Source organism: Sandaracinus amylolyticus (genome assembly GCF_000737325.1).
Lineage (GTDB): Bacteria > Myxococcota_A > Polyangia > Polyangiales > Sandaracinaceae > Sandaracinus > Sandaracinus amylolyticus.
Map to the genome: position 1 here is coordinate 6,550,385 of NZ_CP011125.1, position 25,358 is coordinate 6,575,742.

A 25,358-nucleotide genomic window follows, 5' to 3' on the forward strand; every position below is an offset into this window, starting at 1 on the left:
GTAGTAACAGAGACTCGGAGGTCCGGGTGACGAACGACGAGCGGCTCGAGCGGACGCTGGCGGCGATCGACGCGGTGAACGCGGCCGATCCCACCGGCGAGGCGGTCACCTACGGACGCCGGATGAGCGCGGCGCTCGCGGCGCTGCGGCCCGACGCGAGCGACGCGCTGCGCATCGCGGTGCGCGCGCAGCACGTCGAGCGCTGGAAGGTGCCGCGCGCGACGTACCCCGAGGGGCGCGTCGGCTACCTGAAGTGGCGGCGCGAGCTCGGGGCGATGCACGCGCAGCGGGCGAGCGAGATCATGCGCGCCGAGGGCTGGGACGAGGGCACGGTCGCGCGTGTCGCGTCGATCGTGCAGAAGCAGAAGCTCGCGAGCGACGCCGACACGCAGGCGCTCGAGGACTGCGCGTGCCTGGTGTTCCTCGCGCACGGCTTCGACGCGTTCGCGGCGCAGCACGACGACGCGAAGGTGATCGACATCCTGCGCAAGACGTGGGCGAAGATGAGCGACACCGGGCACGCAGCGGCGCTCGCGGCGGCACCGTCGCTCTCGGAGCGCGCGCAGTCGCTGATCGGGCGGGCGCTGGGCGGCTGAGCGGACGCCGGCGCGTGCGGGGTGGGTCCGCGGCCGGTCGCAGCGTCCGCGCCGCGCGCAGGGTTGCTCCGCGACGCGTCGCGACGCAATCGCCGCGCGCAGGGTTGCTCCGCGACGCGTCGCGACGCAATCGCCGCGCGCAGGGTTGCTCCGCGACGCGTCGCGACGCAATCGCCGCGCGCAGGGTTGCTCCGCGACGCGTCGCGACGCGATCGCCGCGCGCGACATGCCGGCGCGACCGCTCGCGACGCGACCGCCGCGCGCGACATGGCACCACCGGCGTCTTTCGCCGGCATCTCCGCGCGCCGGATGACCCCCACGGCCGCCGACAGCGCAATCCTCGGGCCCGGGAAGACGACGTCGGTCGCTCCCACCGCGAGCGCGCGGCCGACCTCGCGATCCGCGCGCTCAGTCCAGGCTGGAGTGCTCGCTGGCGCGAGGGCCCGCACGGGAGCGTGCTCCGCACGCGGACGGGAGGGCCCTCGCGACGGCGAGCCGATGTGTCAGTCCAGGCTGGAGTGCTCGCTGGCGCGAGGGCCCGCACGGGAGCGTGCTCCGCACGCGGACGGGAGGGCCCTCGCGACGGCGAGCCGATGTGTCAGTCCAGGCGGCGAGCGAGAACCACTTTCAGGTAGTCGCCCTCGGGGAACGCCGCGAGGCGCGGGTGGTCGGCCGGCGCGCCCCAGCGCTCGAGCACCTGCACCGGGCCGATCTTCTCCGCGGCCTCGCGCAGCGTGCGATCGAACGCGATGCGATCGACGTGGCTCGAGCACGACGCGGCGAGATAGAGGCCGTTGGGCTCGAGCGCGCGCAGGCACGCGCGGTGGAGCGCGCGGTAGCTCTTCATCGCCGCGGGGAGCGACGCCTCGTTCGGCGCGAAGCTCGGCGGGTCCGCGACGATCAGATCCCAGCGCTGGCCACGCGCCCGCGCTTCCTCGAGGAACTCCGGGACGTCGCGCGCGTGGGTGCGGTGCGGCGCCGTGAGCCCGTTGAGCGACCACGACTGCTGCGCGAGCTCGAGCGCGGCGGGGGCGACGTCGACGGTGTCGACCTCGATCGCGCCGCCGAGGCCCGCGCCGATCGAGAAGCCGCCGGTGTAGCCGTAGAGGTTCAGCACGCGCAGCCCGCGCGCGAGCTGGCGCACGCGGAAGCGCGACTCGCGGTGATCGAGGAAGAGCCCGGTCTTCTGGCCGTGCGCGAGATCGCCGCGCAGCACCATGCCGTGCTCGCGCACGTCGACGTGCGGCGGCGGCGCCTCGCCGTCGGCGAGCTCGATCTTCTTCGACTCGCGGCGGCCGGTGCGCACGAGGATGCCGCGGAGCGCGGGGCGCGCGGCGCGCACGCCCGCGACCAGCGCGTCGTGCCAGCGATCCGACGCGGCGCCGTCGAGCGCGATCACCGCCCAGTGTGTGTAGACGTCGACGACCACGCCGGGCACACCGTCGCCCTCGCCGTGCACGAGGCGGTACGCGTCGGTGTCGGGCGGCACGACGCGATCGCGGAGCGACGCGGCGCGCGCGATGCGCTCCGCGAAGAACGTCGCGTCGATCGTGATCGGGCGCGTCGAGAGCACGCGCACGCCGATCGCGCCCTGCTCCGCGAGGCCGGTCGCGACGGGCCCGCGATCGTCGATGACGCGCACCACGGTGCCGGGCTCGAGGTCGAACGCGTCGAGCGCGTCGCGCCAGATCCACGGGTGTCCCGCCTCGAGCGCGGCGCGCAGCGCGCGCCGCAGGCGCAGCGTGGGCAACGAAGAACGGCGGTCGTCGCGAGGCGGGCGAGGCACGGCGCGGATGTAGCGCGATTCAGCGTTCGCGGCCGCGCGCGTCGAGCACGACGTCGGCGTGCGACCAGGCGAGCGCGTAGGCGGGATCGACGGTGAGCACGGCGCGCGTGACGTGGAAGCGGCGCTCGGGCTCGGCCTCGGGAGGCCCCTCGCGGAACGCGTGGAGCACGAGGCGCGCGCCGTCCGGACCGTGCTCGAGGCGGGGGCGCAGGAAGGCGCGCGCGTACGTCGCGCCGATCACGTCGCGCTCGAGCGGGATGGGCTCGCCGAGCTGGCGCACGAGCTGGAGCAGCTCGAGCGCGCCCCACGAGCGCGTCTCGACGAAGCGATCGAGCTGCAGCACGCGCGCGACGGTCGCGTCGCCGCGCGCGCTCAGCACCTCGTCGCCGCGCACCACGACGAGCCCACCGCCGCCCGCCTGCCAGCGCACCCAGAACGTCGTGCCCATCGCGCGCTGCCGCGTGAGCTCGAGGATCGCGCGCGACTCGCGCTCGGCGTGCGCGCGGAGCGTGGCCTCGGCGCGCGACCACTCGGCGGCGCTCGGGCGCATGCGCGGAGGCTGGGCGCGTGCGCTCGAGACGACGAGCATCGCGACGACGAGCGCGAGGGCGGCGAGGCGCACGAGGGACATGCGCAGAGGCTCTCACGCGCACGCGGCGGTGGCGATCGCCCCGCGGCGTCGCTACGTCAGGGCCATCATGGAGGAGCTCCTCGACATCCGGTTCTTCGGGAACCCACTGCTGCGCTGGGGGATCGCGCTGCTCGTCGCGGCCGCGGTGATCGCGGCGCTCGTGATCGCGAAGCGGCTCGCGGTGTCGCGGCTCGCGAAGCTGAGCGACCGCACCGCGACCCGCCTCGACGACGTGGTGGTGAAGGTCATCGAGCAGACGAGCACGATGACGATCCTCGTCGCGGGCGTCGCGGCCGGGGTGCGCTCGCTCGACCTGCCGCGCGACGGGGATCTCTGGCTCGGGCGCGTGATGATCATCGTGCTCGCGATCCAGGTCGGGAGCTGGATCACGAACGCGGTGCGCTTGCTGCTCGAAACGCGCGTCGGGGTCGACGTGCAGCCGGGGCAGCGCACGATGGGCGCGGCGCTCGGGTTCGCGACGAACCTCGTGGTGTGGGCGGTGCTCGTGCTGCTCGTGCTCTCGAACTTCGGCGTCGAGGTGAGCACGCTCGTCGCGGGCCTCGGGATCGGCGGCATCGCGGCGGCGCTCGCCGTGCAGAACGTGCTCGGCGACCTGTTCGCGGCGTTCTCGATCTACGTGGATCGCCCGTTCGACCTCGGCGACTTCGTCATCGTCGACACGTACATGGGAACGGTCGAGAAGATCGGGTGGCGCTCGACGCAGCTGCGCTCGCTGAGCGGAGAGATGATCGTGCTCGCGAACAGCGATCTCTCGCGTGCGCGCATCCGGAACTTCAAGCGCATGAGCGAGCGGCGCGCGGTCGTGACGTTCGGCGTGCAGTACGACACGCCCAACGCGAAGCTCGCGGCGATCCCCGGGATCGTGCGGCAGACGATCGAGGCGATCGAGGGGCTGCGCTTCGACCGCTCGCACTTCGTGAAGCTCGGCGAGTCGTCGCTCGACTTCGAGACGGTGTTCTACGTGACGACGCCCGACTTCAACGCGTTCGCGGATCGCCAGCAGCAGCTGCTGCTCTCGCTGCACCGGCGCTTCGAGGACGAGGGGATCTCGTTCGCGTTCCCGACGCGCACCGTCGTCGTGCAGCGCGAGGCGCCGATCGAGGGCTGAAGGGAGGGAGCCGAATCGGCTCGCTGGCGACGGCACGACGTCCGCTGCGCAGACAGAGCGCGTCGTCCGCCTGGCAGACAGAGTGCGTCGCTCGGGCGTAGGCTACGTCCGGGGGATGACGACGACGAGGAGCTGGGCGGGCGTCGGCCGGAGCATCAACCGCGACGGCGCGACCGCCGGTCGCGAGGCGGCGCGCGAGGCGGTCGGCGCGCTCGAGGTCCGTGCTCCTTCGATCGTGATCGTGTTCGCGACCGCGGGGCTCGATCAGGAGGCGCTCGTGCGCGGCGTGCGCGAGGCGACGGGTGGCGCGCCGCTCGTCGGGTGCTCGGTCGAGGGGATCGTCACGCGCCACGGCTCGGAGGAGGTCACGCACGCGACGACGGTCGCGGCGATCGCGTCCGACGAGATGTGGTTCGAGACGTTCTCGGTGCCGGGGTTCGTCGACGATCCCGAGGGCGCGGCCCGCGCGCTCTCGTCGATGGTCGCGGCGCGCGGGCGCGAGGACGCGGCGCTGCTCGCGCTCTTCCCCGACGGAGTCGGGGGCGACTGCCGCGCGCTGCTCGAGACGCTCGAGGCGACGCTGCCCGCGTCGTTGCGCATCGTCGGCGGCACCGCGGGCGATCTGCTGCGCTTCGAGCGCACGTGGCAGTACGAGGGCGATCGCGTGCTGCACGGCGGGCTCTCGGCGCTGCTGATCGGCGGCGCGGTCGAGCCCGAGGTGCTGGTCACGCACGGGTGCGATCTCGTCGGCAGTCAGCGCGTGGTCACGCGCGCCGAGGGCGGCTGGATGGAGCGCATCGACGATCAGCCCGCGTGGTCGTTCTTCCAGGAGTACCTGTCGGACGGCAAGGGCACGCTCGAGGCGATGCACGTCGCGCATCTGCTGGTCGCCGAGAAGGTCGGCGCCGACGAGCTCGGCATCGACGACTTCACGGTGCGCGTGCCGGTGCGCCTCGATGCGTCGCGGGGCGCGCTCTACTTCCAGGCCGGGCTGCGCGAGGGCACGCGCGTGCAGCTCGCGATCCGCAACCCCGAGAAGGTGTGCGCGCGCGCGATCGCGGCAGCGCGCGAGATCACGACGAGGCGCGGGGCGAAGCCGCTGCTGGTGCTCGACCTCGAGTGCGCGGGGCGCGGCGCGCTGCTCTTCGGGCACGAGACCACGGAGCGCCTCATCACGCCGGTGCAGCGCGAGTTCGACGACGCGGTGCCCTGGGTCGGCGCGCACACGTACGGCGAGATCGCGCCGGTCGCGGGGCGCACTTGGTTCCACAACTACACGGCGGTGCTCTGCGCGCTGTACCCGCGAGCGAGATGAACGACGACGGGCACGACGACGGCGACTCGCGCGTCCGCGAGCTGCTGCGGCTGAACGCGGCGCTCGACGATCAAGTGCGCCACCTGGTGCGCACCGAGCAGAAGCTCTTCCTCTCGCAGCGCGAGCTCGGGCGACAGATCGCGCGGCTCGACGCGCTCAACCAGTTCGCGATCGACGTCGCGGGGCTCGCGAGCCCGGAGCGCATCCTCGAGCGCGCGGCGGACATGCTCTTCGCGCTCTTCCCGTTCGATCAGGCGCTCGCGTTCGTGGTGCGCGAGGGGGGCGCGCTGGTGCCCGCGGTGGTGCGCGCGGTGCCGGGGCGAGAGCCGCCCGAGGAGCGCGCGCGCGAGGCGTGCGCGACGGTCCTCGGCGCGCTGCCCGAGGAGCGCGAGCCGCGCTTCGGCACCGCCGACGAGCTGCGCCGGACCACGTCGTTCGCGCCGCTGCTCGAGTGCGTGGACGCGGCGTTCGCGCGCGACGATCCGTCGCCCGAGGCGACGGCGCGCGCGTGGACGATGGTGCTCCCGCTCTCGCGCCGCGGGACGCCGGGATCGGACCTCGAGGGCGTGCTCGTGTTCCGCACGCGCGGGGGTCCGCTGAGCTTCCACGAGGAGCTGCCGACCGCGAAGGACGTGGCGTTCCTCGGGCTCTTCGCGCGGCAGATCGCGGCGGCGGTGACGAGCTCGCGGCTCTTGCGCGATCTGCAGCTCAGCTACGAGCGGCTCGCGGACGCGCAGCGCGAGCGGGTGGAGCGCGAGCGGCTCGCGGCGCTGGGCGAGCTCGCGGCGGTGGTCGCGCACGAGGTGCGGAACCCGCTCGGCGCGATCTCGAACGCGGTCTCGGTGCTCGCGCGGCTGGTGCCCGCGGAGGGCGACGCGCGCGGGATGATCGCGATCGTGCGCGAGGAGGCGGGGCGCCTGAACCAGATCGTGAGCGACCTGATCGACTTCGCGCGGCCGCACACGCCGGCGCCGAAGCAGGAGTCGGTCGCGACGATCGCGGAGACGGCGATCGAGAGCGTGCGCGTGCGCTTCCCCGAGGCGCACGTGAGCCTCACCACCGACGGCGACGCGAGCGCGGCGTGGGTCGACGGACGGATGATCCGCCAGGCGCTGATCAACCTGATCGTGAACGCGGTGCTCGCCTCGCCCGACGGCGCGCCGATCGTGGTGCGCGTGAGCGGCGGCGAGGACCACGCGGTGCGCATCGAGGTCGAGGATCACGGGCCCGGCGTGCCCGCGGCGCTCGCGCAGCGCGTGTTCGAGCCGTTCTTCACGACGCGGGCGAGCGGCACGGGCCTGGGGCTCTCGATCGTGCGCCGCGCGGCGGAGGCGCACGGCGGGAGCGTGTCGCTGCACGACGCGCCGAGCGGCGGCGCGGTGTTCGTGATCGAGCTGCCGAGCGAGCCCGCGCCGCAGCGCTGATCGCCCGCGGGGCTGGATCCGCGCAGCGCGAGAAGAAGGGGACGCGCGCGCAGCTCGACGGGTCGAGAGGGGAGGCGCGCAGCCTCCCCCGGGAAGCTCAGCGGCGCGTGAGGTAGTCGGAGAAGCCCTTGAGGAGGGCCTTGTAGAGCATGTTGCCGATCACGCGATAGCCCGCGGGGGTCGCGTGCCGGAAGTCGCCGAAGGCGAGGCGCGGGCGCGAGCGGAACCAGCGCTCCATGCCGCCCTCGCCGCCCATCGCGCTCCAGGTGTCGAAGAACGCGCAGCCCTCGGCCTGCGCCGCGCGGCGCATCGCGCTCACGATCATCGGCACGGTCTCGAGCGTGCGGATGCGGCCGCGCTCGTCACGCTCCGCCTGATCGAGCGGCGCGAAGAGCAAGCACGACGCCTCGGGGCGCGCCTGGCGCACGAGGCGCGCGACCTGGCGGAAGTCCTCCTCGAACTGCGCCTCGTCGCGATCGTCGTCGGCGTCGTTGCCGCCGTACCCGATGACGACGAGGTTCGTGGCGCGCTGCTCGAGCTGGCGCGCGAGGTGCGCGCGATCGAAGCCGAGGAAGCGACGCGCGCGCGCGCCGACCATGCCGAGCGAGTCGTAGACGACGCCGGGCCCGTCGCGCTCGAGCACCACGCCGTAGAGGTGGCTCTCGCCGTGGCCGACGGTGCGGATCGTGATCTCGTGCTGGCCGTCGGGCATCACGACGCGGTGCACGTCGTCGGTGACCGGCTCGCCGCGCGTGTCGACGAGCTGGGGCTCGCCTCCGTCGACGCGGATCTCGAAGCGGCCGCCGCGCGGATGGCGCTCGTAGAGGACCTCGAAGCGCGACGCCGCGGTGCCGACCGGGCCTTCTTCGACGGTGCCGAACTCCGCGGTCGCGCCGCTGATCGAGCGCGCCTGGTAGCCGCCGTAGCCGTAGTGCCCGTCGGAGAGCGGTAGGTGCGTGATGTCCATGAGGCGCCACGCGTCGCTCGACTCGTGGCGGATGCCGCGATGGCGATAGGGCATCGATCCGCGCGCCGCGAGCACGAAGCCGTGGCCCGCGTCCCCGAAGCGGTGCTGCATGCGCTCGCGCACCGTCTGGGTGATGCCGTCGAGCGCGATCGAGGAGTCGCCGTAGTGCGCGACGCGCGTGATCGCGCCGGGCTCGCGCGACGCGGTGCGATGGAGCGCGTCGTAGAACGCGCGCATCGCGGTGCCGTTCGGATCCTCGATCTCGCGCGCGAGACCCTCGAGCTCGCTGGGATCGATGCGCACGCCGGTCGCACGCTGCGCGGGATCCGTGGGCTCGACCTCGGGGGGCGGCGCGTCGTCCTCTTCGTCTTCGAGGTTGGCGAGCACCGAGTCGTCGAGCGCGCCCTGCTGCGGTCCGCCCGCGCTCGCACCGCCGGTCGCGATCGCGGTGCCGCTGACCTCGCCGGCCTCGCGCCCGTAGAGCCGCGCGATCGGGACGTCCTCGCCGGGCTCCCAGGGACGCAGCGCGTGCATCGCGTCGAGCGGCACGAGGTACGTCGCGAGCGCGATCACCACGAACACCGCGGCGACGATCGCGAGGTGCACCACGCCACGCCGCGCTTCCTCGGGCGTCGCGTCGCACGGGTCGTCGAGCCCGTAGGGCTTCTCGTCCCAGGGCGCGCGCTTGGTGGTGCTCGTGGCCATCAGAACTGGAAGTAGATGTACGGGACGACCTGGGTGGATGAAAGCTCCAGCAGGGCCCCGGCCAGGACTGCGAGCAGCGCACCTTGTGCGATCGCCGGGAGCGCCACGAAGCGCTCGCGCATGGTCGCGTACCACGCGCGCGGCGTGTAGTGCATCGCGAAACCGACGAGCATCACGAGCCACACGCCGGGCGCGATCTGCGCGAGCGAGCTGGTGCCCGAGCCGAGGCGCGAGACGATCTCGCCCGCGTTGTCGAGGCTCTCGGCGCGGAAGAGGATCCGCGAGAACACGACGAACTGCATGGTCCCCGCGATCTTCAGCGCAGTGAGCCAGAGCGGATCGGGCCCGCCCGCGGGCTTGCCGGTCACGCGCGTCGTGAGGCGATGCAGCACGACGGCAGTCGCTTGCAGCGCGCCGTAGATCACGAACGTCCACGCGGCGCCGTGCCACAGGCCGATCAGGAAGATCGTGAGCCAGAGGTTGAGGTACGTGCGGCGCTCGCCGAGCTTCGATCCGCCGAGCGGGAAGTAGAGGTAGTCGCGCAGCCAGGTCGAGAGCGTCATGTGCCATCGACGCCAGAACTCGGCGGGGCTCTTGGCCTGGTACGGGCGATCGAAGTTCTCGGGCAGCTCGATGCCGAAGAGCTTCGCGGAGCCGCGCGCGACGTCGGTGTAGCCCGAGAAGTCCGCGTAGATCTGCAGCGTGAAGCCGTAGAGGCCGATCACGACCTCGGCCGCGGTGAACGCGTCGGGGTTGTCGAAGACGCGATCGACGAGGTTCACCGAGACGTAGTCGGCGAACACGACCTTCTTCACGAGGCCGGTCGCGATCAGGAAGAGGCCGTTCGAGACGCGCGCGACGTCGACGCGCGGCGCGCGATCGAGCTGCGGCAGGAGGTCCGCGGGGCGCGCGATCGGACCGGCGACGAGCTTCGGGAAGAACGTGATGAAGAAGAGCAGCTCGAGCGGGCTCTTCGCGGGCGCGGTCTTCCGGCGATAGACGTCGATGCAGTAGCTGAGGGACTCGAACGTGTAGAACGAGATGCCGACCGGCAGGATCGCGTTCAGCAGGACCGGGTCCGGGTAGAGCCCGATCGGGGCGAGCGCGTCGGAGATCGCGCGCGAGCCGAAGTCGAAGTACTTGAACGTGCCGAGCAGGCCGAGGTTCAGCACGACGCTGACCGAGAGCCAGCGCTTGCGCGTCGTGTCGTCCTCGTGCGCGTGGATCTGCTTGGCGACGAGCCAGTCGATCAGCGTCGAGCCGAGGATCAGCCCGAGATACCAGGGCTGCCACGCCGCGTAGAACACGCACGACGCGACGATCAGGAAGAGGAGGCGCACCCATCCGGCGCGCGCGAGGACCCACCAGCCGGCGAGCGCGAGCGCGAGGAAGAGCAGGTAGTCGAGGCTGTTGAACAGCATCCCGTCAGGACCCCGGACGAGCCCGGGGCCGCGAGACGTACGTCGTTCCGGTCAGAAGCTCCAGCCGACCATGAGCCAGATCTGGATCGACTCGTCGGTGCCGGACTCCGCGACGGCGGGCATGCCGCTGAAGCCGAGGAAATAGCTCTGGTACGCGAAGCGCGCGGCCCAGCTGAAGCCGATGTCGAGCTGGCCCGCGAGGCCGAGGAAGAGATCGATCCCGCCGTTCGAGGTTCCGTCGGGGCCGAGGTACTGGATCGGGCCCGAGTCGACGACGATGCGACCGCCGAAGCCGAGCTCCGCGACGAGCAGGTGGTTCGGCACGAGGCGGATGCGTCCCTGCACCGCGGGACGGATGTACGTGTAGAGCGTCGACGCGAAGTCGGGCGCGCCCGGCGTCGGGAGCCAGTCGCTGAGATCGAAGCCGTCGATGCCGAAGCCCGCGGAGAAGACGAGCTCGACCATCTCGGCGAGCACGAGGCCGTAGCCCGCGTCGACCTCGAAGTCGTAGGTCATCATGTCGCGCGTCTGGCCGTCGCGGCGCACGTAGCTGAGCCCCGCGGAGAACCCGCCCGACACCGCGAAGTAGAGGCCGCGCTCCGCGCCCGGGGAGAGCGCGAGCGGGCGCAGCTCCACGGCGAGCTGGATGTCCGGGAAGAAGTCGGCGTCGAAGCGGTGCTGCTCCGCGTTGGGCGAGATCGCGGCGGTGCGGTTGCGGATCCGGAGGCCGGCGAGCGCACGCACGATCGGCTGGTTCCAGCGGCCCGAGACGTCCACGTCCTCGCGCATCATGTGGTGATCGGGCGCGACCTCGTGGGCGGTCTCCGGCTCGTCGCGCGGGACCTCGATCGGCTCGGGCGGAGGGCGGTGGAGCACCGCGATGCCCTCGGCCGCCGCCTCGCTCGCGGCCACGGCGATGTCCTGCGTGCCGCCGCGCCCGCTCGGCGCGCTCGTGGTGCGCCGCGTGAGCTCGTTGCCGCGGATGTCCATGATCCACACGGTCGTCGTCGCGCGGCGCCCGGTGCCCTCGACGAAGCCACCGACGACGAGCTCCACGCGCAGGTCCTCGACGACCGTCGCCATGCCCTCGGGCGTGCTCACGTCGACGCCGAGACGCGACGCGGTGTCGACGAGCGCCTGCTCGGGCACGAGCTCGTAGCCCTGCTCGAGCCCTTGCATCGCGGCGCGGCGCGCTTGCTCGGCGCGCCAGCCCTCGAAGCGCAGCACGACCGCGCGTGGCCTCGACTGCGCGAGCGCTGGGATCGCGGTGAGCGCGATCATCGATGCGAAGAGCGCGCTCACGAAGCGGGCGGCGAGGATGCAGCGTGCCTGGGTCATACGCGGTTGGCGACGATAGCGAAAAAACCGCGATTCGCGAAACCCGTGCGAGCTATCCCGTCCGGCCGTGCGCTCCGAGCTCGAGCACGAGCTCGGCGCCCGGGCCTTCGTCGTCGGGCGCGCGGGCGAACGCGCGTCCGCCGTGGCGCGTCGCGACGTCGCGCACGATCGCGAGGCCGAGGCCGGTGCCGCTGCGCGAGCGATCGAGGCGATGGAAGGGCTGGAACACGGCGTCGCGCTGCGCGTCGGGGATGCCGGGGCCGTGATCGCGCACGCGGAGCCGTGCGGCCTCGCCGTCGCGCTCGACGTGCACCTCGACGGCGCTGCCCTCGGGCGCGAACGCGAGCGCGTTCGCGACGAGGTTGTCGATCGCGCGGCGCAGCGCGCGCGGCGCCGCGACGGTGGGCACGAACGCGTCGCCGCGCAGCACGAGATCGACGCCGCGATCCGAGGCGAGCGAGCGGGCTGCGAGGATCGCGTCCTCGGCGAGCGCGACGAGATCGAGCGGCTCGTGCTCCTCGGACGCGCGCCCTCCGCTCGCGAGCTCGAGGAGATCGGCGGCGGTCGCGGCGAGGCGGTCGACCTCCTCGCGCGTGCGCTCGAGCGCGTCGCGCAGATCCTCGGCGGAGCGCTCGCGGCGGAGCGTGACGTCGATCGCGGTGCGCATCGTCGCGAGCGGGGTGCGCAGCTCGTGCGCGGCGTCGGCGACGAGGCGCTCGCGCGCTTCTTTCGCCTCGCGCAGGCGGTCGGTCGCGTCCGCGATCGAGTCGCGCAATTCGCCGACGAGGTCGCGACCACGATCGGGCGGCGGCGCGGACGCGAGATCGCCCTCGCGCAGCCGGCGCATGTGTTGCGCGAGGCCGCGCAAGCGACGCGTGAGGCCGGTCGCGTGCGCAATTTGTGCGCCGAGCAGCAGCAGCGTGACGAGCACGACGACGATGGCGGCGGTGCGGTCGTACGCGGTGATCGCGGCCTCGTGCGGGCCGAGATCGTGGCCCAGCCAGAGCACCCAGCGGCGTCCGTCGGGCGAGCGCACGCGGACGCGGAGCTCGCGCAGGCCGTCGGTGGTGCGCAGGCGCGGCTCGGTGCTCGCCTCGGCGAGCGAGACGTGCTCGGGCGCGCGTCCGTCGTCGGGCCAGATCACGATGCGGGCCCCGGTGTCGTCGTAGAGCGCGGCCTCGCTCGCGTCGGCGGCGCTGCGCGCGAGCGGCGAGCGACGCAGGTGCAGGTGCGGCTCGCCGTGCGGGCCGTCGAAGAGGCTGACCGCCTCGATCGCGGCCTGGGTGCGCATCGCGTCGTCGATCGCGCTCGTCAGCTCGCGGGCGAACATCGCGCGGCCGATCGCGAGCGCGCCCAGCAGCGCGAGCGCCGGGAGGATCGCGCCGACGAGGAGCAGCCGCGCGCCGAGGCTCACGCGTCGGGCTCCTCGCGCGACACGAGGCGGAACCCCACGCCGCGCACCGAGCGGATCTCGAGCGGTGCCGACGCGCGCGCGAGCTTCTGGCGCAGGTAGCCGACGTAGACGTCGAGCACGTTGGGATCGCCCTCGAACCCCGAGCCCCACACGCTGCGCAGCAGGTGCGCGCGGGTGATCACCTCGCCCGCGTGCGAGAAGAGCTCGGCCGCGAGCGCGTGCTCGCGCGCCGTGAGCGCGACCTCGCTCGCGCCGAAGCGGATCGCGCGACGTCGCCCGTCGAGCGCGACGTCGCCGACGCGGCGGAGATCGATCGCGCCCTCGGCGCGGCGATGCAGCGCCTCGATGCGCGCGAGCAGCTCGTCGAAGTCGAAGGGCTTCGGCAGGTAGTCGTCGGCCCCGGCGCGCAGCCCGGTCACGCGCTCGGGCACCGTGCCGCGCGCGGTCAGCAGGAGCACGGGCGTGCGCAGGCCCGCGCGGCGCCACTCGCGCAGCAGCTCCACGCCGTCTCCGTCGGGCAGCATCCAGTCGAGCAGCACGACGTCGTACTCGATCGTGCGCGCCTGCTCGCGCGCGTCATGCACGCGCGAGCAGCGATCGACCTGGTGGCCCTCCTCACGCAGGCCCCGCACCAGGTGCGTCGCGAGCTTCTCCTCGTCCTCCACCAAGAGCAGCTTCATCGGGCCTCCGGCGGATCCGCGCGATCCACGGGTGGATCGAGGGGATCAGCACGAGCGTGAGCCAGGTCGAGGTGACGAGCCCGCCGACGACGACGGTCGCGAGCGGGCGCTGCACCTCGGCGCCGACGCCGCGCGCGAGCATCATCGGCACGAAGCCGAGCGACGCGACGAGCGCGGTCGTGAGCACGGGGCGGAGGCGCGCGCGCGCCGCTCGTCGTGCGGCCTCGTCGGGCGCGAAGCCTTCGGCCTCCTCGTGCATGATGCGCGACATCAGCACGACGCCGTTGAGCACGGCGATGCCCGACAGCGCGATGAACCCGACCGCGGCCGACACCGAGATGGGCAGGCCACGCATCGCGAGCGCGATCATCCCGCCGACCGCGGCGAACGGCACGTTCATGAAGATGACGAGCACCGGTCGCACGCGGCCGAACACGCGGTAGAGCAGCACGAGGATCGCGATCAGCACGATCGGGATCACGATCGCGAGCCGCTCGCGCGCGCGCTCGAGCCCTTCGTATTGGCCGCCCCACTCCGCGCGGTATCCGCGCGGCACGTCGACGGCGGCGTCGATGCGCGCTTCGGCCTCCTGCACCACGGTGCCGAGGTCGCGGCCGCGCACGTTGAAGCCGATCACGATCCGTCGCGCGCCGTTCTCGTGCGACACGAGCGCGGGCGCTTCCTGCGCGTCGACGTGCGCGACGCGCGAGAGCGGGATGAGCGCACCGCTCGCGGTGGGGAGCCCGACGTCGGCGATCGTGAACGCGCTCGTCGACGCCCCGAGGCGCACGCGGATCGGGATGCGCAGCGGGCCCTCCCAGGTGTCGGCGGCGTGCACGCCCGCGCGCAGCGCGCCGACGGCCTCGAGCACGTCCTGCGCGTCGAAGCCGGCCGCGGAGGACTCGAGCGGGCGCGGGCGCACCTCGACGAGCGAGACGCTCGGCGGCGCGGTGACGCGCACGTCGACCGCGCCCGGCACCTCGCGCAGCACGGCAGCGGAGCGCTCCGCGAGATCGCTCAGCACGTCGAGATCCTCGCCGTAGTAGACGAGCGCGACGTCGGTCACCGCGCCTCCGACGAGCTCGTTGAAGCGCATCTGGATCGGCTGGGTGAACGAGAGCTCGGCACCGGGCGCGCGCGCGTCGATCGCGCCGCGCAGATCGGCGATCACGTCGTCGAGCGTACGGCCCGGGGCCCAGTCGTCGCGCGGGTACAGCGAGACGAACACGTCGGCCTGCTCGATGCCCATCACGTCGGTCGCGACGGCGGGGCTGCCGATGCGCGACGAGACGTGCCGCACCTCGGGCGCGGCCTCGCGGATCACCTGCTCGAGGCGCGTGCCCTCGGCGATCGCGGTCTCGATCGACACGTCGGGCGCGCGCGTCGTCTGCACGACGAGATCACCCTCGTCGAGCTGCGGGACGAACGCGCTGCCCGCGGTCCAGAACACGCGCGCGCCGATCAGCGCGAGGCCGATCGCGATCGCGACGACGAGCACCGGGCGGCGCATCGCGACATCGAGGATCGGCGCGTAGGCGCGCGCGCTCGCGCGCACCAGGAGCGGCTCGCGCGCGGGCACGTGCTCGGGGCGCAGCCATCGCGCGGCGGCAGCGGGCACGAAGGTGAGCGCGAGGACGAGCGAGGTCGCGAGCGCCATGACGACCGTGATCGCCATCGGCCGGTACATCTTCCCCTCGATCCCCTCGAGCGCGAGGATCGGCAGGTACACGAGGAGGATGACGAGCACCGAGTAGAAGACCGGCCGCGCGACGCTGCGCGAGGTCTCCGCGACCTGCGCGTCCGCGGGACGATCGTCGCGCGCGTGTCCCTCGAATCGCTCGTGGCTGTGTTCGCGGTTTCGAGGACTGAACGCCGCGAAGTGATGGAACACGCTCTCGACGACGACGACCGCGCCGTCGACGAGCAGACCGAAGTCGAGCGCGCCGAGGCTCATGAGGTTCCCGGGGACACCGAAGAACGCCATGCCCATCACCGCGCCCAGCATCGAGAGCGGGATCACGAGCGCGACGAGGAGCCCCGCGCGCAGGCTGCCCAGCATCGCGAAGAGCACCGCGATCACGAGCAGGCCGCCCTCGAGCAGGCTCTTGCCGACGGTGCTCAGCGTCGCGCTGACGAGATCGCTCCGATCGTAGACCTCGTTCACCACGACGTCGTCGGGCAGCGCCGCGCGCACGTCGGGCAGACGCTCGTGCACGCCGCGCAGCACCTCGAGCGCGTTCTCCGCGAGGAGCATCTGCACCATCACGTAGACGGTCTCGCCGCGCCCTCCCTCGGTCGCGGCGCCGATGCGCGGCTCCTGTCCCGAGATCACGTCCGCGACGTCGCCGATGCGCACCACGCGCGTGGGATCCTGCGGATCGACGCGCACCACCGCGGCCGCGATCTCGGCCGGCGTCGTCGGCAGCGCGACGCCGCGCAGCAGCACGTGCGCCGGGCCGGCGGGAACCGTCGCGCCGGTCACGCTGCCCGTCGATCGCGACGCGGCCTCCCGCAGCGCGGAGAGCGTCACGCCCCAGCGCGCCATGCGCACCGGGTCGCCGATCACGTCGAGCGTGCGGCGACCTCCGCCCCACGTGTTGACCTCGACCACGCCCGGCGCGGTGCGGAGGATCGGCGCGACGCGTCGCTGCACGAGCTCGAGCAGCTCGGCCGGCGTGCGCTCCGAAGAGCTGAGCGTGAACTGGTAGATCTCGCCGAGCCCGCCGCTCACTGGGCCGAGCTCCGGCGGCGACGCGCTCGGCGGCAGCTGCTCCTGCGCGATCGCGACGCGCTCGCCGACGAGCTGACGCGCACGATAGATGTCGGTCGAGTCCTCGAAGATCGAGGTGATCGCCGAGAGGCCGTAGCGCGACACGCTGCGCGTCTCGACCAGGCCGGGCATGCCGCCGAGCGAGATCTCGAGCGGGCGCGTGACGAGGCGCTCGACCTCCTCGGGCGTGAGACCGGGCGCGGTCGTGAGCACGATGACCTGCTGCCCGGTCACGTCGGGCAGCGCGTCGAAGCGCATCCCGCGGATCGAGAGCGCGCCGATCACCGCGAAGATCGCGGTCGCGATCAGCACCGCGCGACGGCGCGCGACCGCGCGTTCGACGAGCGTCTCGATCAATGATCGTCTCCTGCCGGCGCGCGCAGCAGCGCCGCAGGATCGTCGGCGACCTGTGCGCCCGGTGAGAGCGCGCCGGGCTCGATCACCTCGACGAGCGCGATGCCCGCGTCGGTCGCGAGCACGCGGACCCGCACCCGCACGGGCTCGGGGGTGCCCCGCAGCATCACGAACGCGCCTTCGTCGTCGTGCCCGATCGCGCCCGCGGGCACTTGCAGGACGCCTTCGCGCGCGACGTGCACCTCGAGCGTGCCGCGCAGTCCGTCGGCGAGCGTCGTCGTCTCGCGCGGCGTGATCCAGTAGAGGCGCGTTCCGTCCGCGGGATCGATCGCGCTCGCGTCGGGCTCGTCGCGCAGCGGCACCGGCGCGCCGATCGCGGGCACGAACATCAGCGACGTCCCCTCGGGCATCGCGCGAGAGAGGCGCGCCTCGATGCGCACCGGCGCGCTTCCGATCACCTCGACGAGCGGCTCGCCCGCCGGATCGCGCACCTCGCCGATGCGCGCGTCGACGCGGCTCACCACGCCGTCGATCGGCGAGACGATCGGCACCGATCCGCGCGAGAGCACGGCCGCGGCGCGTCCCGCGCTCACGCCGGCAGCGCGCAGGATCGCGAGGGCGCGCGCCCGCTCCGCGCCGAGGTCCGCGAGGCTCGCCGCCTGCTCGAACACCCTGCCCTGCTCGACGAGGCCCTCCTCGCGCAGCGCCTCGAGCTCGTCCTGACGCGCTTCGCGCAGCGCGAGCCGGCGTCCGCCCGCGACCCAGATCGCGGCCGCGTCGAGCACCTCGGGCATGCTCGCTTCGAGCAGCACGTCGCCCGCGCGCACCGAGTCACCCGGCGCCACGCGGACCTCGAGCACGCGCGCCGCGAACGGCGGCGCGACGCGCGCCATCGCGCCCGGGCCCGCGACCACACGCGCGGGCGCTTCGAGGAGCGCGCGATCACCCGCCACGCGCACCTCGGCCCACCGCGCGACGCTGGGCGCGCCTCCGTTCTCCGCGACCGGCTCGGGCTCGACCGCCGGCTCGGGCTCGCTGCGCTCGCCACACGCGATCGTCGTCGCGAGGAGGCACACCATCAGACGACGAACGATCAACGTTCCTCCACGCGCTCGGCGCGCGCGCGCGACGCGAGCATCAGCCAGGCGCGCACCTCGGCCCATCGACGCGCGCCCTCCACCTGCACGAGACGGCTGCGCGCCGCGAGGCTGCGCCGCCGCGCGTCGAGCAGCAGCATCGTCGTGGTCTCTCCCGCGCGCATCTGCGCCTCGCGGGACGACACCAGCGCCTCGAGCGCAGGCACCACGACCTCGCGCAGCGTTTGCTCGGCGCGTCGCGTGTGATCGACCTCGTGCGCGATCTCCACCGCGCGCCGCCGCGCCTCCAGCTCGTGCGCCTCGAGCGCGGCGTCCGCGCGCTCCGCTTCTTCGAGCGCCAGCGAGCGGTCGCGCGCACCGAGATCGACCAGCGGGATCCCGAACGAGAGCTGCCCGAAGATCATCAGGCCGTCGGGCGCCTCGCGATAGACCTGCAGGCCCGTCTGCATCGTCGGCCCCGCGAGCGCGGCGCGCTCGGCCTCTCTCGCGCGCGCTGCGATCGCCGCGAGGCGCGCCATCTCGACGCGCGGCAGTCCCTCGACGTCGGAGAGCCGCGCCTCGAGCTCGTCGTGGCCCGGCAGCTCCGGGCTGGGCGCGCCGCCGGTGGTGTGCATCGTCTCTTCCGCGCGCACCGCCATCGCGTCGGCGAGCGCGAGCGCGCCCGCGAGCCGCGCGCCCTCCGCGGCGTGTGCGGCGAGCTGCGTCTCGCCGTGGAACGCGCTCACCTCCGACGCGTCGGGTGCGGTGATCACGCCGACGTCCGCGGCGCGTCGTGCCCGCTCCTCGAGCTCCCGCGCGATGTCGCGCTCCGCGATCGCGAGCGCCAGCTGGCGCTCGAGCACCGAGAGCTCGATCCACGCGCGCGCCGCGCCGATGCGACGCTCCAGCGCGATGGCGCGACGCTCCGCCGCGATCACCGCACGCTCGTCCTCGGCGGCGCGGCGACGCGCCCCACCCAGCCCGGCGAGGCTCCAGCCCTGGACCACGCCGATCGATCCCTCGAACCCGCGATCCTGCTCGCGGAGCACACGAACGCCGGGCACCAGCTGCAGCTCCGTCGCGCTCGTGACGTCCGAGATGTCGCGATCGCGGCGGGCGCGCGACGCGAGCGCGCGCTCCGCGCCTCGCACGTCGGGCGCGTCCTCGCCGAGCGCGAGCGCCTCGTCGAACGAGATCGCCTGCGCGCGCACCGCAGCTGGGCACGCGAGCAGGACGAGCACGACGAGCAAGAGGCGCGGCATCGCCCCAGATATGCGCACCGCGCCGGGCGCGCGACTGAGAGCTTCCTGAGAGCGTTCTCAGGAACGCGAGAGCCGCTCGAGGACCAGCGCGAGATCCGCGGGCAGCCCGCTCTCGAGCACCAGCGGTCCGCTCTCGAGCGCGAGCTCGATGCGCTCGCAGTGCAGGAACGGGCGATCGAGCGCGGCGCGCTCCCACAGATGGCGATTGCTCGGTGCGTGCCCGTAGCGCGCGTCGCCGAGCAGCGGATGTCCGATCGACGCGAGGTGACGCCGGATCTGGTGGGTGCGCCCCTCGTCCGGTGCCGCACGCACCAGCGAGTGACCGCCCACGATCGCGCGCCGCGTGAAGCGCGTGGTCGACGGCAGATCGCGCCCTTCCTCGCGCAATGCGCGCCGCACGATGCCCTTGCCGTGCGTCACGCCGCGCACGAGCGCGAGGTAGCGCTTGCGCCCCGTCGCGAGCGCGCGCGCGAACGGCTCGACGTGCTCGGGACGACGCGCGAAGAGGCACACGCCGCTCGTGCCCGCATCGAGGCGATGCACCGGCACCGCGTGCTCCGCGCCCGGCAGCGCGCGCACCCGCGCGAGCGCGCTGATCGGATGCTCGGGGTGCGGCGTCGTCGGCTCGTGGGGATCTTTGTCGATGACGATCAGCCGCTCGTCCTCGTGCAGCACGCGCACCGGCGGAGGCGCCGACGGCTCGAGCCACGCGATCGTCTCCACGTGCGCGCTCTGCGGCATCAGGTCGTACGGCGAGAGGCGCCGCGCCGCGAGCCCGAGCCGCGCGAGGTGCGCGAGATCGCGCGCGAGCGTCTCCGGATCACACGCGACGTAGACCACGCGCGCCGGCGCGAGCGCGGCGATCGCGGCGCGCAGCTCGGGAGGCACACCACGTCGCGGGGGGTCGAGCACGATCGCATCCGCGCGCTCTCCACGCGCGGCCATCGCGACCAGCGCCGCGGTCGCGTCGCCGATCTCGATCGAGAGCCCACCGATGCGCTGCGCGTCCGCCGCGCGCTTGGCGTTCTCGATCGCCGGCGCGAACGCCTCGATCGCGTGCACGCGCGCCCCGCTCGACGCGAGCCGCAGCGCGAGCGCGCCCGACCCCGCGAAGAGCTCGATCACCCGCGGCGCGCCCTCGAGCGCCGCCACGATCGCGTCGTGCATCGCCGCCGCGACCCCGCGATGCGCCTGCACGAACGAGCCGTGCGTCGCGAGCGTCCACGGCGCGCCCGGCGCGATCCGATCCCGCAGCTCGCCCGGGCCCCACACGAGGCGCGTCTCCGCGCCCAGCACCTGCGGCCCGCGACCGCGCAGGTTGATCGCGACCGACGCGACGCTCGCGCATCCGTTGCGCACCGCGTCCGCGGCCGCGCGCGCCTCGCGCTCGCTCACCTCGCGATCGAGCGCGAACGTCACCAGCACCGACGCATGTCCTCGAAGGCCGGCAACTCCTGCGTCGACCACCTCGCGCAGATCGACCGCGGCGAGCGCGCCTCCGCGATCGCTCGCGCGCAGCACCGCGCCCGCGTCGCGCGGCGGATCGTCCAGCAGCGCGCGCACCCGCGCCGCGACCTCGTGGACCGCCGGCGCGAGCACCGGGCAGTCGACGGTGTCGACCACGTCGTGCGTGCCCTCGCGGAAGAGCCCGAGCGACGTCCCCTGCACCATCAGCTTCGCCCGCGTGCGATACCGGAGCGGCGGCTCGGCGCGCGGCACCTCGTCGATCGTCACGCGCGCGAGCTCGGCGAACCGCTGCAGCGCGTGCTCGACCTGTGCGCGCTTCTCCGCACGCTGCGTCTCCTCGACGACGCCGATGCGCGGGCACCCCGGGCACACGTGCTCGCTCGCCATCACCACGTCCCGCGCTCGCACGCGCGCATCCGCTCGTACCGGTCCCATGCCTCACCACCACGCGCGCGGAGCCGCCCCGCGAGCGCGATCGACTCGTACGCCTCGAGCCAGCGCCGCAGCGGCGCGGCCTGCACGCGCAGCGCGGCCTCGGTCTCCTGCATCGCGCCGAGATCGTCCTGCGCCTCGAGCCACCGCGCCCGCGCCTCGGAGCGCCCGAGGAACGCGCGGATCGCGTCCGCCTCGCGCACCAGCGTCGCGTCGAAGTCGGGGTGCCACGGATCGTCGAGCACCGGCCATCGCGAGAGCAGCTCGCCGACGACGGCCCACCACGCCTCGTCGGCTTCCTCCGCGCGCGCCTCGATCGCGGCCTCGAGCTCGACGCGACGCCGCGCGAGCGCATCGAGCCGCGCCTGCGCGTCGCCCTCGCCCTCGATGTCGAGCCGCTCGCCGATCGCGCGCACCACCGCCTCGTCCTCCGGCATCGACACCGCCGCGCTCGGCCCTTCGCTCGGCGCGATCACCCGCAGCAAGCGCGCCGACGTGCTCGTCGGCAGATCGAACGAGAGCGCCGCGATGCGCGCCCGCGCGTCCGCCTCCGCGAGCGACACCCGCCCGTCGTGATCGAGATCGATCTCCGCGTGCACGTCGTTCCCCGCGCGATCCCGCCCGCGCAGCGCCTCGAGCACGTGGATCGACCACGCCTCGTGCGACGCGCGATCGGGGCTCGGATCGCACCCGCCCGCCTCTTCGTCCCAGCTCGTCGCGAAGAGCCCGCACACGTCGAGCGACGAGGGCCCGCGGTCGGGATCGAGCCCGTCGAACGCGAGCTCGGCGAACCCGCCCGCGTAGCACGACGTGATCACCATCCGCAGCGGGCGCGGCGACTCGGTCGACGCGATCGTCTCCGCGATCGTCGTCGGCGCGAGCTCGGTGCCGCCCCACAGCAGCGCGGTCGAGTCCGCGGGGAGCTCGCCGCGATCGCCGTGCGCCGCGACCCACAGCAAGAGCGGCTCGTCGCCGTCGACCAGCGCCGCGCGCAGCGCCTCCACGGTCGCGTCCAGCGTCGCCGGCCCGTGCATCGCGAGCCGCGCCGGCTGGTAGCGCGCATCGCGGCCGCCGCGCGGCACCAGCAGATCGCCGAGCTCGCGACGCAGCGGATCGCCCCGCTCCGCGTCGTCCGTCACCTGCACCGCGCGCGTCCCCGGCCCCCCTGCGAAGAGCACCACACCACCGTCGCCGAGCACCTCGCGCGCGAGCAGCAGATCCTCCTCGAGCGAGATCTGGTTGAGCTCGGGATCCGCGCCGCCGCCCACCGCGATCCACCGCACGTGCTCGGGCATCGCCGCGGGCGCGACGGTCACCTCGATCGCCGGCGCGACGTCCTCCTCGCGCTCCTCCGCGTCGTCGACGGGCTCCTCGGAGGGGCTCCCCGCGCCCCGCGCGGCCCACGCGATCAGCGCCACCACGCCGATCGCGCCGATCGCGATCCATCCCTTCGACGCACGCACGGCCGGAGCATGCGCCCAACCTCACGCGTCAGCGAACCGGCAAGCACACCGGCTCGAAGAACATCTCGCCACCGCCGGGCGCGGGCAGCCGATCGGTGCACCCCCAGTCGGGCGCGCAGTCCTCGTCGGCGTCGCAGCGCTCGTAGCAGAGCGCGGTGCCCCCGAAGTCGATGCACGCGCCGCCGAGCCCGCCGGGATCCGCCGGGCACTCCGCGTCGCTCTCGCAGACGCTCGTGCACACGCCGCGCTCGGCCGTGCGGTAGTCGACGTAGTCGACGATCACGCCCGCGCATCCGTCGACGTCGAGCGGGCACTCGTCCGCTTCGATGTCGCACGCGTCGTACGCGCCGCCGCGCGATCGATCGCGCGCCTCCTCGTCGTCCCCGCCGCAGCCCGCGACGCCCATCACGATCGCCACCGCCACCAGCGCCAGCTTTCTCCTCACGCGTCCTCCGTGGTCACCGACGACCGGCTGCTACCCTGCATTCATGAGCACCGACGCGCTCGTCGTACGCGCCGCGACCGAGACCGACCTCGCGGCGATGGCGGCGATGGCTGCCGACCTCGTCCGCTTCCACCACGCGCTCGATCCCGCGCGCTTCTTCCTCGCGCGCGGCGTCGAGCAGGGCTATCGCGAGTGGTTCGGCCGCGAGCTCCCGCGCGCCAACACGATCCTGCTCGTCGCCACCAAGGACGACGCGATCGTCGGCTATGCGTACGGCCGCGTCGAGGGCCGCGACTGGAACATGCTGCTCGACAAGCACGCGGCGCTGCACGACGTCTTCGTGAGCGAGGACGCGCGCGGCACCGGCGCGGGCGAGCGCCTCGTGCGCGCGTTCTGTGCGCGTGCCGGGGCGCTCGGCGCACCACGCGTCGTGCTCTCCACCGCGACGTCGAACACCCGCGCCCAGAAGGTCTTCGCGCGCTGTGGGTTCCGTCCGACGATGATCGAGATGACGCGTGAGTGCGCCGACGACGACCCCGACGATCAAGGCGCGGCGGGCTTGTAGCGCACGGTCAGCACCGGCTGCTCGCTGGTGCGCACGATGCGCTCGGCGACGCTCCCGAGCAGGAAGTGCTCGAGCCCGGTCTTGCCGGTGGTGCCGATCACCACGAGGTCGCAGCCGAGGTCCTTCGCCGCCTCGACGATCTCGACGTAGGGCACGCCCATCCGCAGGTGCCGGTGCACGGTCACGCCGTGCGCGCCGTACCGCTGCGCGACGGCGGCGAGGTCGCGCGACAGATCGCGCTCCATGCCCTTCGCGAGATCGGACGTCGGTGACGCGTACGCCGAGAGCTGCCACGCGTGCACGAGGTGGATCTCCGCGCCGAGCTTGGTCGCGAGATCGACCGCGTAGCGCAGCGCCTGCTCGGCCGCGTCGGAGAAGTCGGTGGGGACCAGGATTCGTCGGATCTGGAGCATGGTGACCTCGTCCTCTCTCTGCGCATCCTTTGCGCGCACGCGCCGAACCTGCATCTCGGACTCGCGCAGGAACGCTGCAGGCGCGTCTCGATCCGCAAGATTGCACGCAACGCGCCGACGTCGCGAGCGCCGCCGCGTTGCTGGCATGATCTCTGTTTGTGCGAGCGCAGAGCCCGCGCTCGAGGAGACACATGGACCCGAAATCACCGATCGTCTGCGCGACCGACCTCTCGCCCGGGGGCGCACGCGCCGTCGATCTCGCCGCGCGCGTCGCGCAGGATCTGCGCGCGCCGCTGCGCCTCGTGCACGCGACCGATCTCGGCGGGCTCCGCGATCGCGCGGCCTCGCCCGCGCAGCGCACGCTCATCGAGCGCGTCGAGCAGCGCACCGCGTTCCTCGCCGAGCAGCTCGAGTCCGAGCGCACGCGCGCGTCGGCGACCGCGCCCGAGGTCGAGTGCGCGCTGATCGAAGGACGGCCGTGGGAGGCGATCGTCGAGGACGCGCACCGCACGCATGCGCAGCTCGTGGTCGTGGGACCGCACGGGCAGAGCGGGCCGGCCGAGGTGCTGCGCTCGGCCGCGATGGAGTGGCTGCTCGGGATCACCGCGGATCGCGTGGTGCGCCGCGCGCCCTGTCCGGTGCTCGTCGCGCCGCACACCGGCGAGCTGCCGCGGCTCGCGTCGGGCACGTTCCTCGTCGGGCTCGACTTCGAGCCGCCCTCGCGCGTCGCGCTCGACCTCGCGCTGCAGCTCGCGAAGCAGCTCGGCGCGCGCGTCCACGCGGTGCACGTCGTGCCCGAGATCCTGCCCGCGGCCGTCGCGGCCCAGCACGCGGCGCCGATCGCCGACGACACGATCGATCATCCCGCGCACGAGGAAGCCGGCGCGCGCGACCGTCTCGCCGAGATGATCACCGAGGCACGCGCTCGGCTCGACGCTGCACCGCCCGTCGACCTGCACGTCGTGCGCGGCGATCCGCCGGTCGCGCTCGGCGAGCTCGCGCTCGAGCTCGGCGCGACGCTGATCGTGGTCGGCACCCACGGACGCACCGGCGTCGCGCACGCGCTGCTCGGGAGCGTCGCCGAGCGTGTGCTGCGTCGCGCGCGTCGTCCGGTGCTCTGTGTGCGCCCCGCGCGGTGATCGCGGGGCGCTCTACGCCGACGCCGACGGACGCGCGCTCGATCACTTGTGCTTCGTGCGATCCGGCGGGACGGTGAGCACCGGCACGCTCGACGAGCGCACCACACGCTCCGCGACGCTGCCGAGGAACAGGTGCGGGAGCCCGGTGCGCCCGTGCGTGCCCATCACGATCAGCTCGCAGCCGAGCTCACCCGCGGCACGCACGATCTCGCGATCCGGCAGCCCCTGCGCGAGGTGCCCCTCGACCGCGAGCTCCGGCTCTTTGTGGCGCTCGACCAGCGCGTCGAGCGACCGCTGCAGCTCGGTCGTGATCTGCGCGACGACGTCGGGCCCGAGGATCACCGCACCGTCGGGGAACGCGTACACCGGCATCTGCCACGCGTGGAGGAAGTGGACGCCTGCCCCGAGCTGCCGCGCGAGCGCGACGGCGTAGTCGGCGGCGCGCTCCGAGCTCTCCGAGAAGTCGACCGGGACCAGGACGCGGTGGATGGCGGGCATGGCTCTCTCGTGGCTGAGGCGCAACGTTTGCGCGTTGAGAACTCGTACGACGCAAGGCTTTCGCAGAT

Annotated in this window: 21 protein-coding genes; 6 read left to right on the plus strand and 15 right to left on the minus strand. The window is 73.6% G+C overall.

The window, feature by feature from the left end; genetic code table 11:
- Positions 1-26: 26 nt before the first annotated feature.
- Positions 27-596 carry a DUF4202 domain-containing protein gene (locus DB32_RS27570; RefSeq protein ID WP_053235624.1) on the plus strand — a complete coding sequence of 190 codons (570 nt, stop codon included), beginning with the start codon at positions 27-29 and terminating at the stop codon, positions 594-596.
- A gap of 598 nt (positions 597-1,194) precedes the next feature.
- On the opposite strand, the gene DB32_RS27575 is transcribed toward DB32_RS27570, so the two are convergent.
- On the minus strand, positions 1,195-2,382 hold the full coding sequence (locus DB32_RS27575) for a class I SAM-dependent rRNA methyltransferase (RefSeq protein WP_169791575.1): 1,188 nt from the start codon (positions 2,380-2,382) through the stop codon (positions 1,195-1,197).
- Between the two features lie 19 nt (positions 2,383-2,401).
- Positions 2,402-3,013: a hypothetical protein gene (locus tag DB32_RS47180; protein WP_053235626.1), complete on the minus strand. Its 612-nt coding sequence runs from the start codon at positions 3,011-3,013 to the stop codon at positions 2,402-2,404.
- Between the two features lie 67 nt (positions 3,014-3,080).
- On the opposite strand from DB32_RS47180, the gene DB32_RS27585 reads away from it, so the two are divergent.
- The 3 genes from DB32_RS27585 to DB32_RS27595 all read left to right on the plus strand — a co-directional run bounded on the left by DB32_RS27585 (position 3,081) and on the right by DB32_RS27595 (position 6,881).
- Positions 3,081-4,142 carry a mechanosensitive ion channel family protein gene (locus DB32_RS27585; RefSeq protein WP_075097645.1) on the plus strand — a complete coding sequence of 354 codons (1,062 nt, stop codon included), beginning with the start codon at positions 3,081-3,083 and terminating at the stop codon, positions 4,140-4,142.
- 115 nt (positions 4,143-4,257) lie between these two features.
- The gene (locus DB32_RS27590) at positions 4,258-5,457 is read left to right on the plus strand and encodes an FIST signal transduction protein (RefSeq protein ID WP_053235627.1); all 1,200 of its coding nucleotides are present in this window, start codon (positions 4,258-4,260) and stop codon (positions 5,455-5,457) included.
- Positions 5,454-6,881 (plus strand): sensor histidine kinase, encoded by a 1,428-nt coding sequence (locus DB32_RS27595; RefSeq protein WP_053235628.1) that lies wholly within the window; start codon positions 5,454-5,456, stop codon positions 6,879-6,881. The genes DB32_RS27590 and DB32_RS27595 overlap by 4 nt, the downstream gene beginning before the upstream one ends.
- Before the next feature lie 97 nt (positions 6,882-6,978).
- Here the strand turns inward: DB32_RS27595 and DB32_RS27600 are convergent, their stop codons facing one another.
- The 11 genes from DB32_RS27600 to DB32_RS27650 are packed head-to-tail and all read right to left on the minus strand — an operon-like array spanning position 6,979 to position 22,675.
- Positions 6,979-8,553: a GDSL-type esterase/lipase family protein gene (locus tag DB32_RS27600; RefSeq protein WP_053235629.1), complete on the minus strand. Its 1,575-nt coding sequence runs from the start codon at positions 8,551-8,553 to the stop codon at positions 6,979-6,981.
- Positions 8,553-9,974 (minus strand): MBOAT family O-acyltransferase, encoded by a 1,422-nt coding sequence (locus DB32_RS27605; protein ID WP_053235630.1) that lies wholly within the window; start codon positions 9,972-9,974, stop codon positions 8,553-8,555. The genes DB32_RS27600 and DB32_RS27605 overlap by 1 nt, the downstream gene beginning before the upstream one ends.
- Before the next feature lie 51 nt (positions 9,975-10,025).
- Positions 10,026-11,312 carry a hypothetical protein gene (locus tag DB32_RS27610; protein WP_053235631.1) on the minus strand — a complete coding sequence of 429 codons (1,287 nt, stop codon included), beginning with the start codon at positions 11,310-11,312 and terminating at the stop codon, positions 10,026-10,028.
- Between the two features lie 52 nt (positions 11,313-11,364).
- On the minus strand, positions 11,365-12,726 hold the full coding sequence (locus DB32_RS27615; RefSeq protein WP_053235632.1) for a sensor histidine kinase: 1,362 nt from the start codon (positions 12,724-12,726) through the stop codon (positions 11,365-11,367).
- Positions 12,723-13,406 carry a response regulator transcription factor gene (locus DB32_RS27620; protein WP_053235633.1) on the minus strand — a complete coding sequence of 228 codons (684 nt, stop codon included), beginning with the start codon at positions 13,404-13,406 and terminating at the stop codon, positions 12,723-12,725. The genes DB32_RS27615 and DB32_RS27620 overlap by 4 nt, the downstream gene beginning before the upstream one ends.
- A complete protein-coding gene (locus tag DB32_RS27625; protein WP_075097646.1) occupies positions 13,342-16,533 on the minus strand; it encodes an efflux RND transporter permease subunit in 3,192 nt (1,063 codons plus the stop codon). The genes DB32_RS27620 and DB32_RS27625 overlap by 65 nt, the downstream gene beginning before the upstream one ends.
- Positions 16,530-17,627 (minus strand): efflux RND transporter periplasmic adaptor subunit, encoded by a 1,098-nt coding sequence (locus tag DB32_RS27630; protein WP_169791576.1) that lies wholly within the window; start codon positions 17,625-17,627, stop codon positions 16,530-16,532. Before DB32_RS27630 ends, DB32_RS27625 begins: the two co-directional genes overlap by 4 nt.
- Positions 17,624-18,868: a TolC family protein gene (locus DB32_RS27635; RefSeq protein ID WP_053235635.1), complete on the minus strand. Its 1,245-nt coding sequence runs from the start codon at positions 18,866-18,868 to the stop codon at positions 17,624-17,626. Before DB32_RS27635 ends, DB32_RS27630 begins: the two co-directional genes overlap by 4 nt.
- A 57-nt stretch (positions 18,869-18,925) precedes the next feature.
- Positions 18,926-20,743, minus strand: a complete 1,818-nt coding sequence (locus DB32_RS27640) for a pseudouridine synthase (RefSeq protein ID WP_169791577.1) — start codon at positions 20,741-20,743, stop codon at positions 18,926-18,928.
- The gene (locus DB32_RS27645; RefSeq protein ID WP_053235637.1) at positions 20,722-22,230 is read right to left on the minus strand and encodes a hypothetical protein; all 1,509 of its coding nucleotides are present in this window, start codon (positions 22,228-22,230) and stop codon (positions 20,722-20,724) included. Before DB32_RS27645 ends, DB32_RS27640 begins: the two co-directional genes overlap by 22 nt.
- Before the next feature lie 28 nt (positions 22,231-22,258).
- Positions 22,259-22,675 carry a hypothetical protein gene (locus tag DB32_RS27650; protein ID WP_157069460.1) on the minus strand — a complete coding sequence of 139 codons (417 nt, stop codon included), beginning with the start codon at positions 22,673-22,675 and terminating at the stop codon, positions 22,259-22,261.
- A gap of 43 nt (positions 22,676-22,718) precedes the next feature.
- On the opposite strand from DB32_RS27650, the gene DB32_RS27655 reads away from it, so the two are divergent.
- Positions 22,719-23,240 (plus strand): GNAT family N-acetyltransferase, encoded by a 522-nt coding sequence (locus DB32_RS27655; protein WP_053235639.1) that lies wholly within the window; start codon positions 22,719-22,721, stop codon positions 23,238-23,240.
- Here DB32_RS27655 and DB32_RS27660 read toward each other — a convergent pair.
- A complete protein-coding gene (locus DB32_RS27660; RefSeq protein ID WP_075098040.1) occupies positions 23,219-23,653 on the minus strand; it encodes a universal stress protein in 435 nt (144 codons plus the stop codon). The genes DB32_RS27655 and DB32_RS27660 overlap by 22 nt on opposite strands.
- Before the next feature lie 191 nt (positions 23,654-23,844).
- On the opposite strand from DB32_RS27660, the gene DB32_RS27665 reads away from it, so the two are divergent.
- Positions 23,845-24,792, plus strand: a complete 948-nt coding sequence (locus tag DB32_RS27665; RefSeq protein ID WP_053235641.1) for a universal stress protein — start codon at positions 23,845-23,847, stop codon at positions 24,790-24,792.
- Positions 24,793-24,834: 42 nt separating this feature from the next.
- On the opposite strand, the gene DB32_RS47185 is transcribed toward DB32_RS27665, so the two are convergent.
- Complete coding sequence (locus DB32_RS47185; protein WP_053235642.1) at positions 24,835-25,290, minus strand: universal stress protein; 456 nt, start codon at positions 25,288-25,290, stop codon at positions 24,835-24,837.
- Positions 25,291-25,358 lie beyond the last annotated feature (68 nt).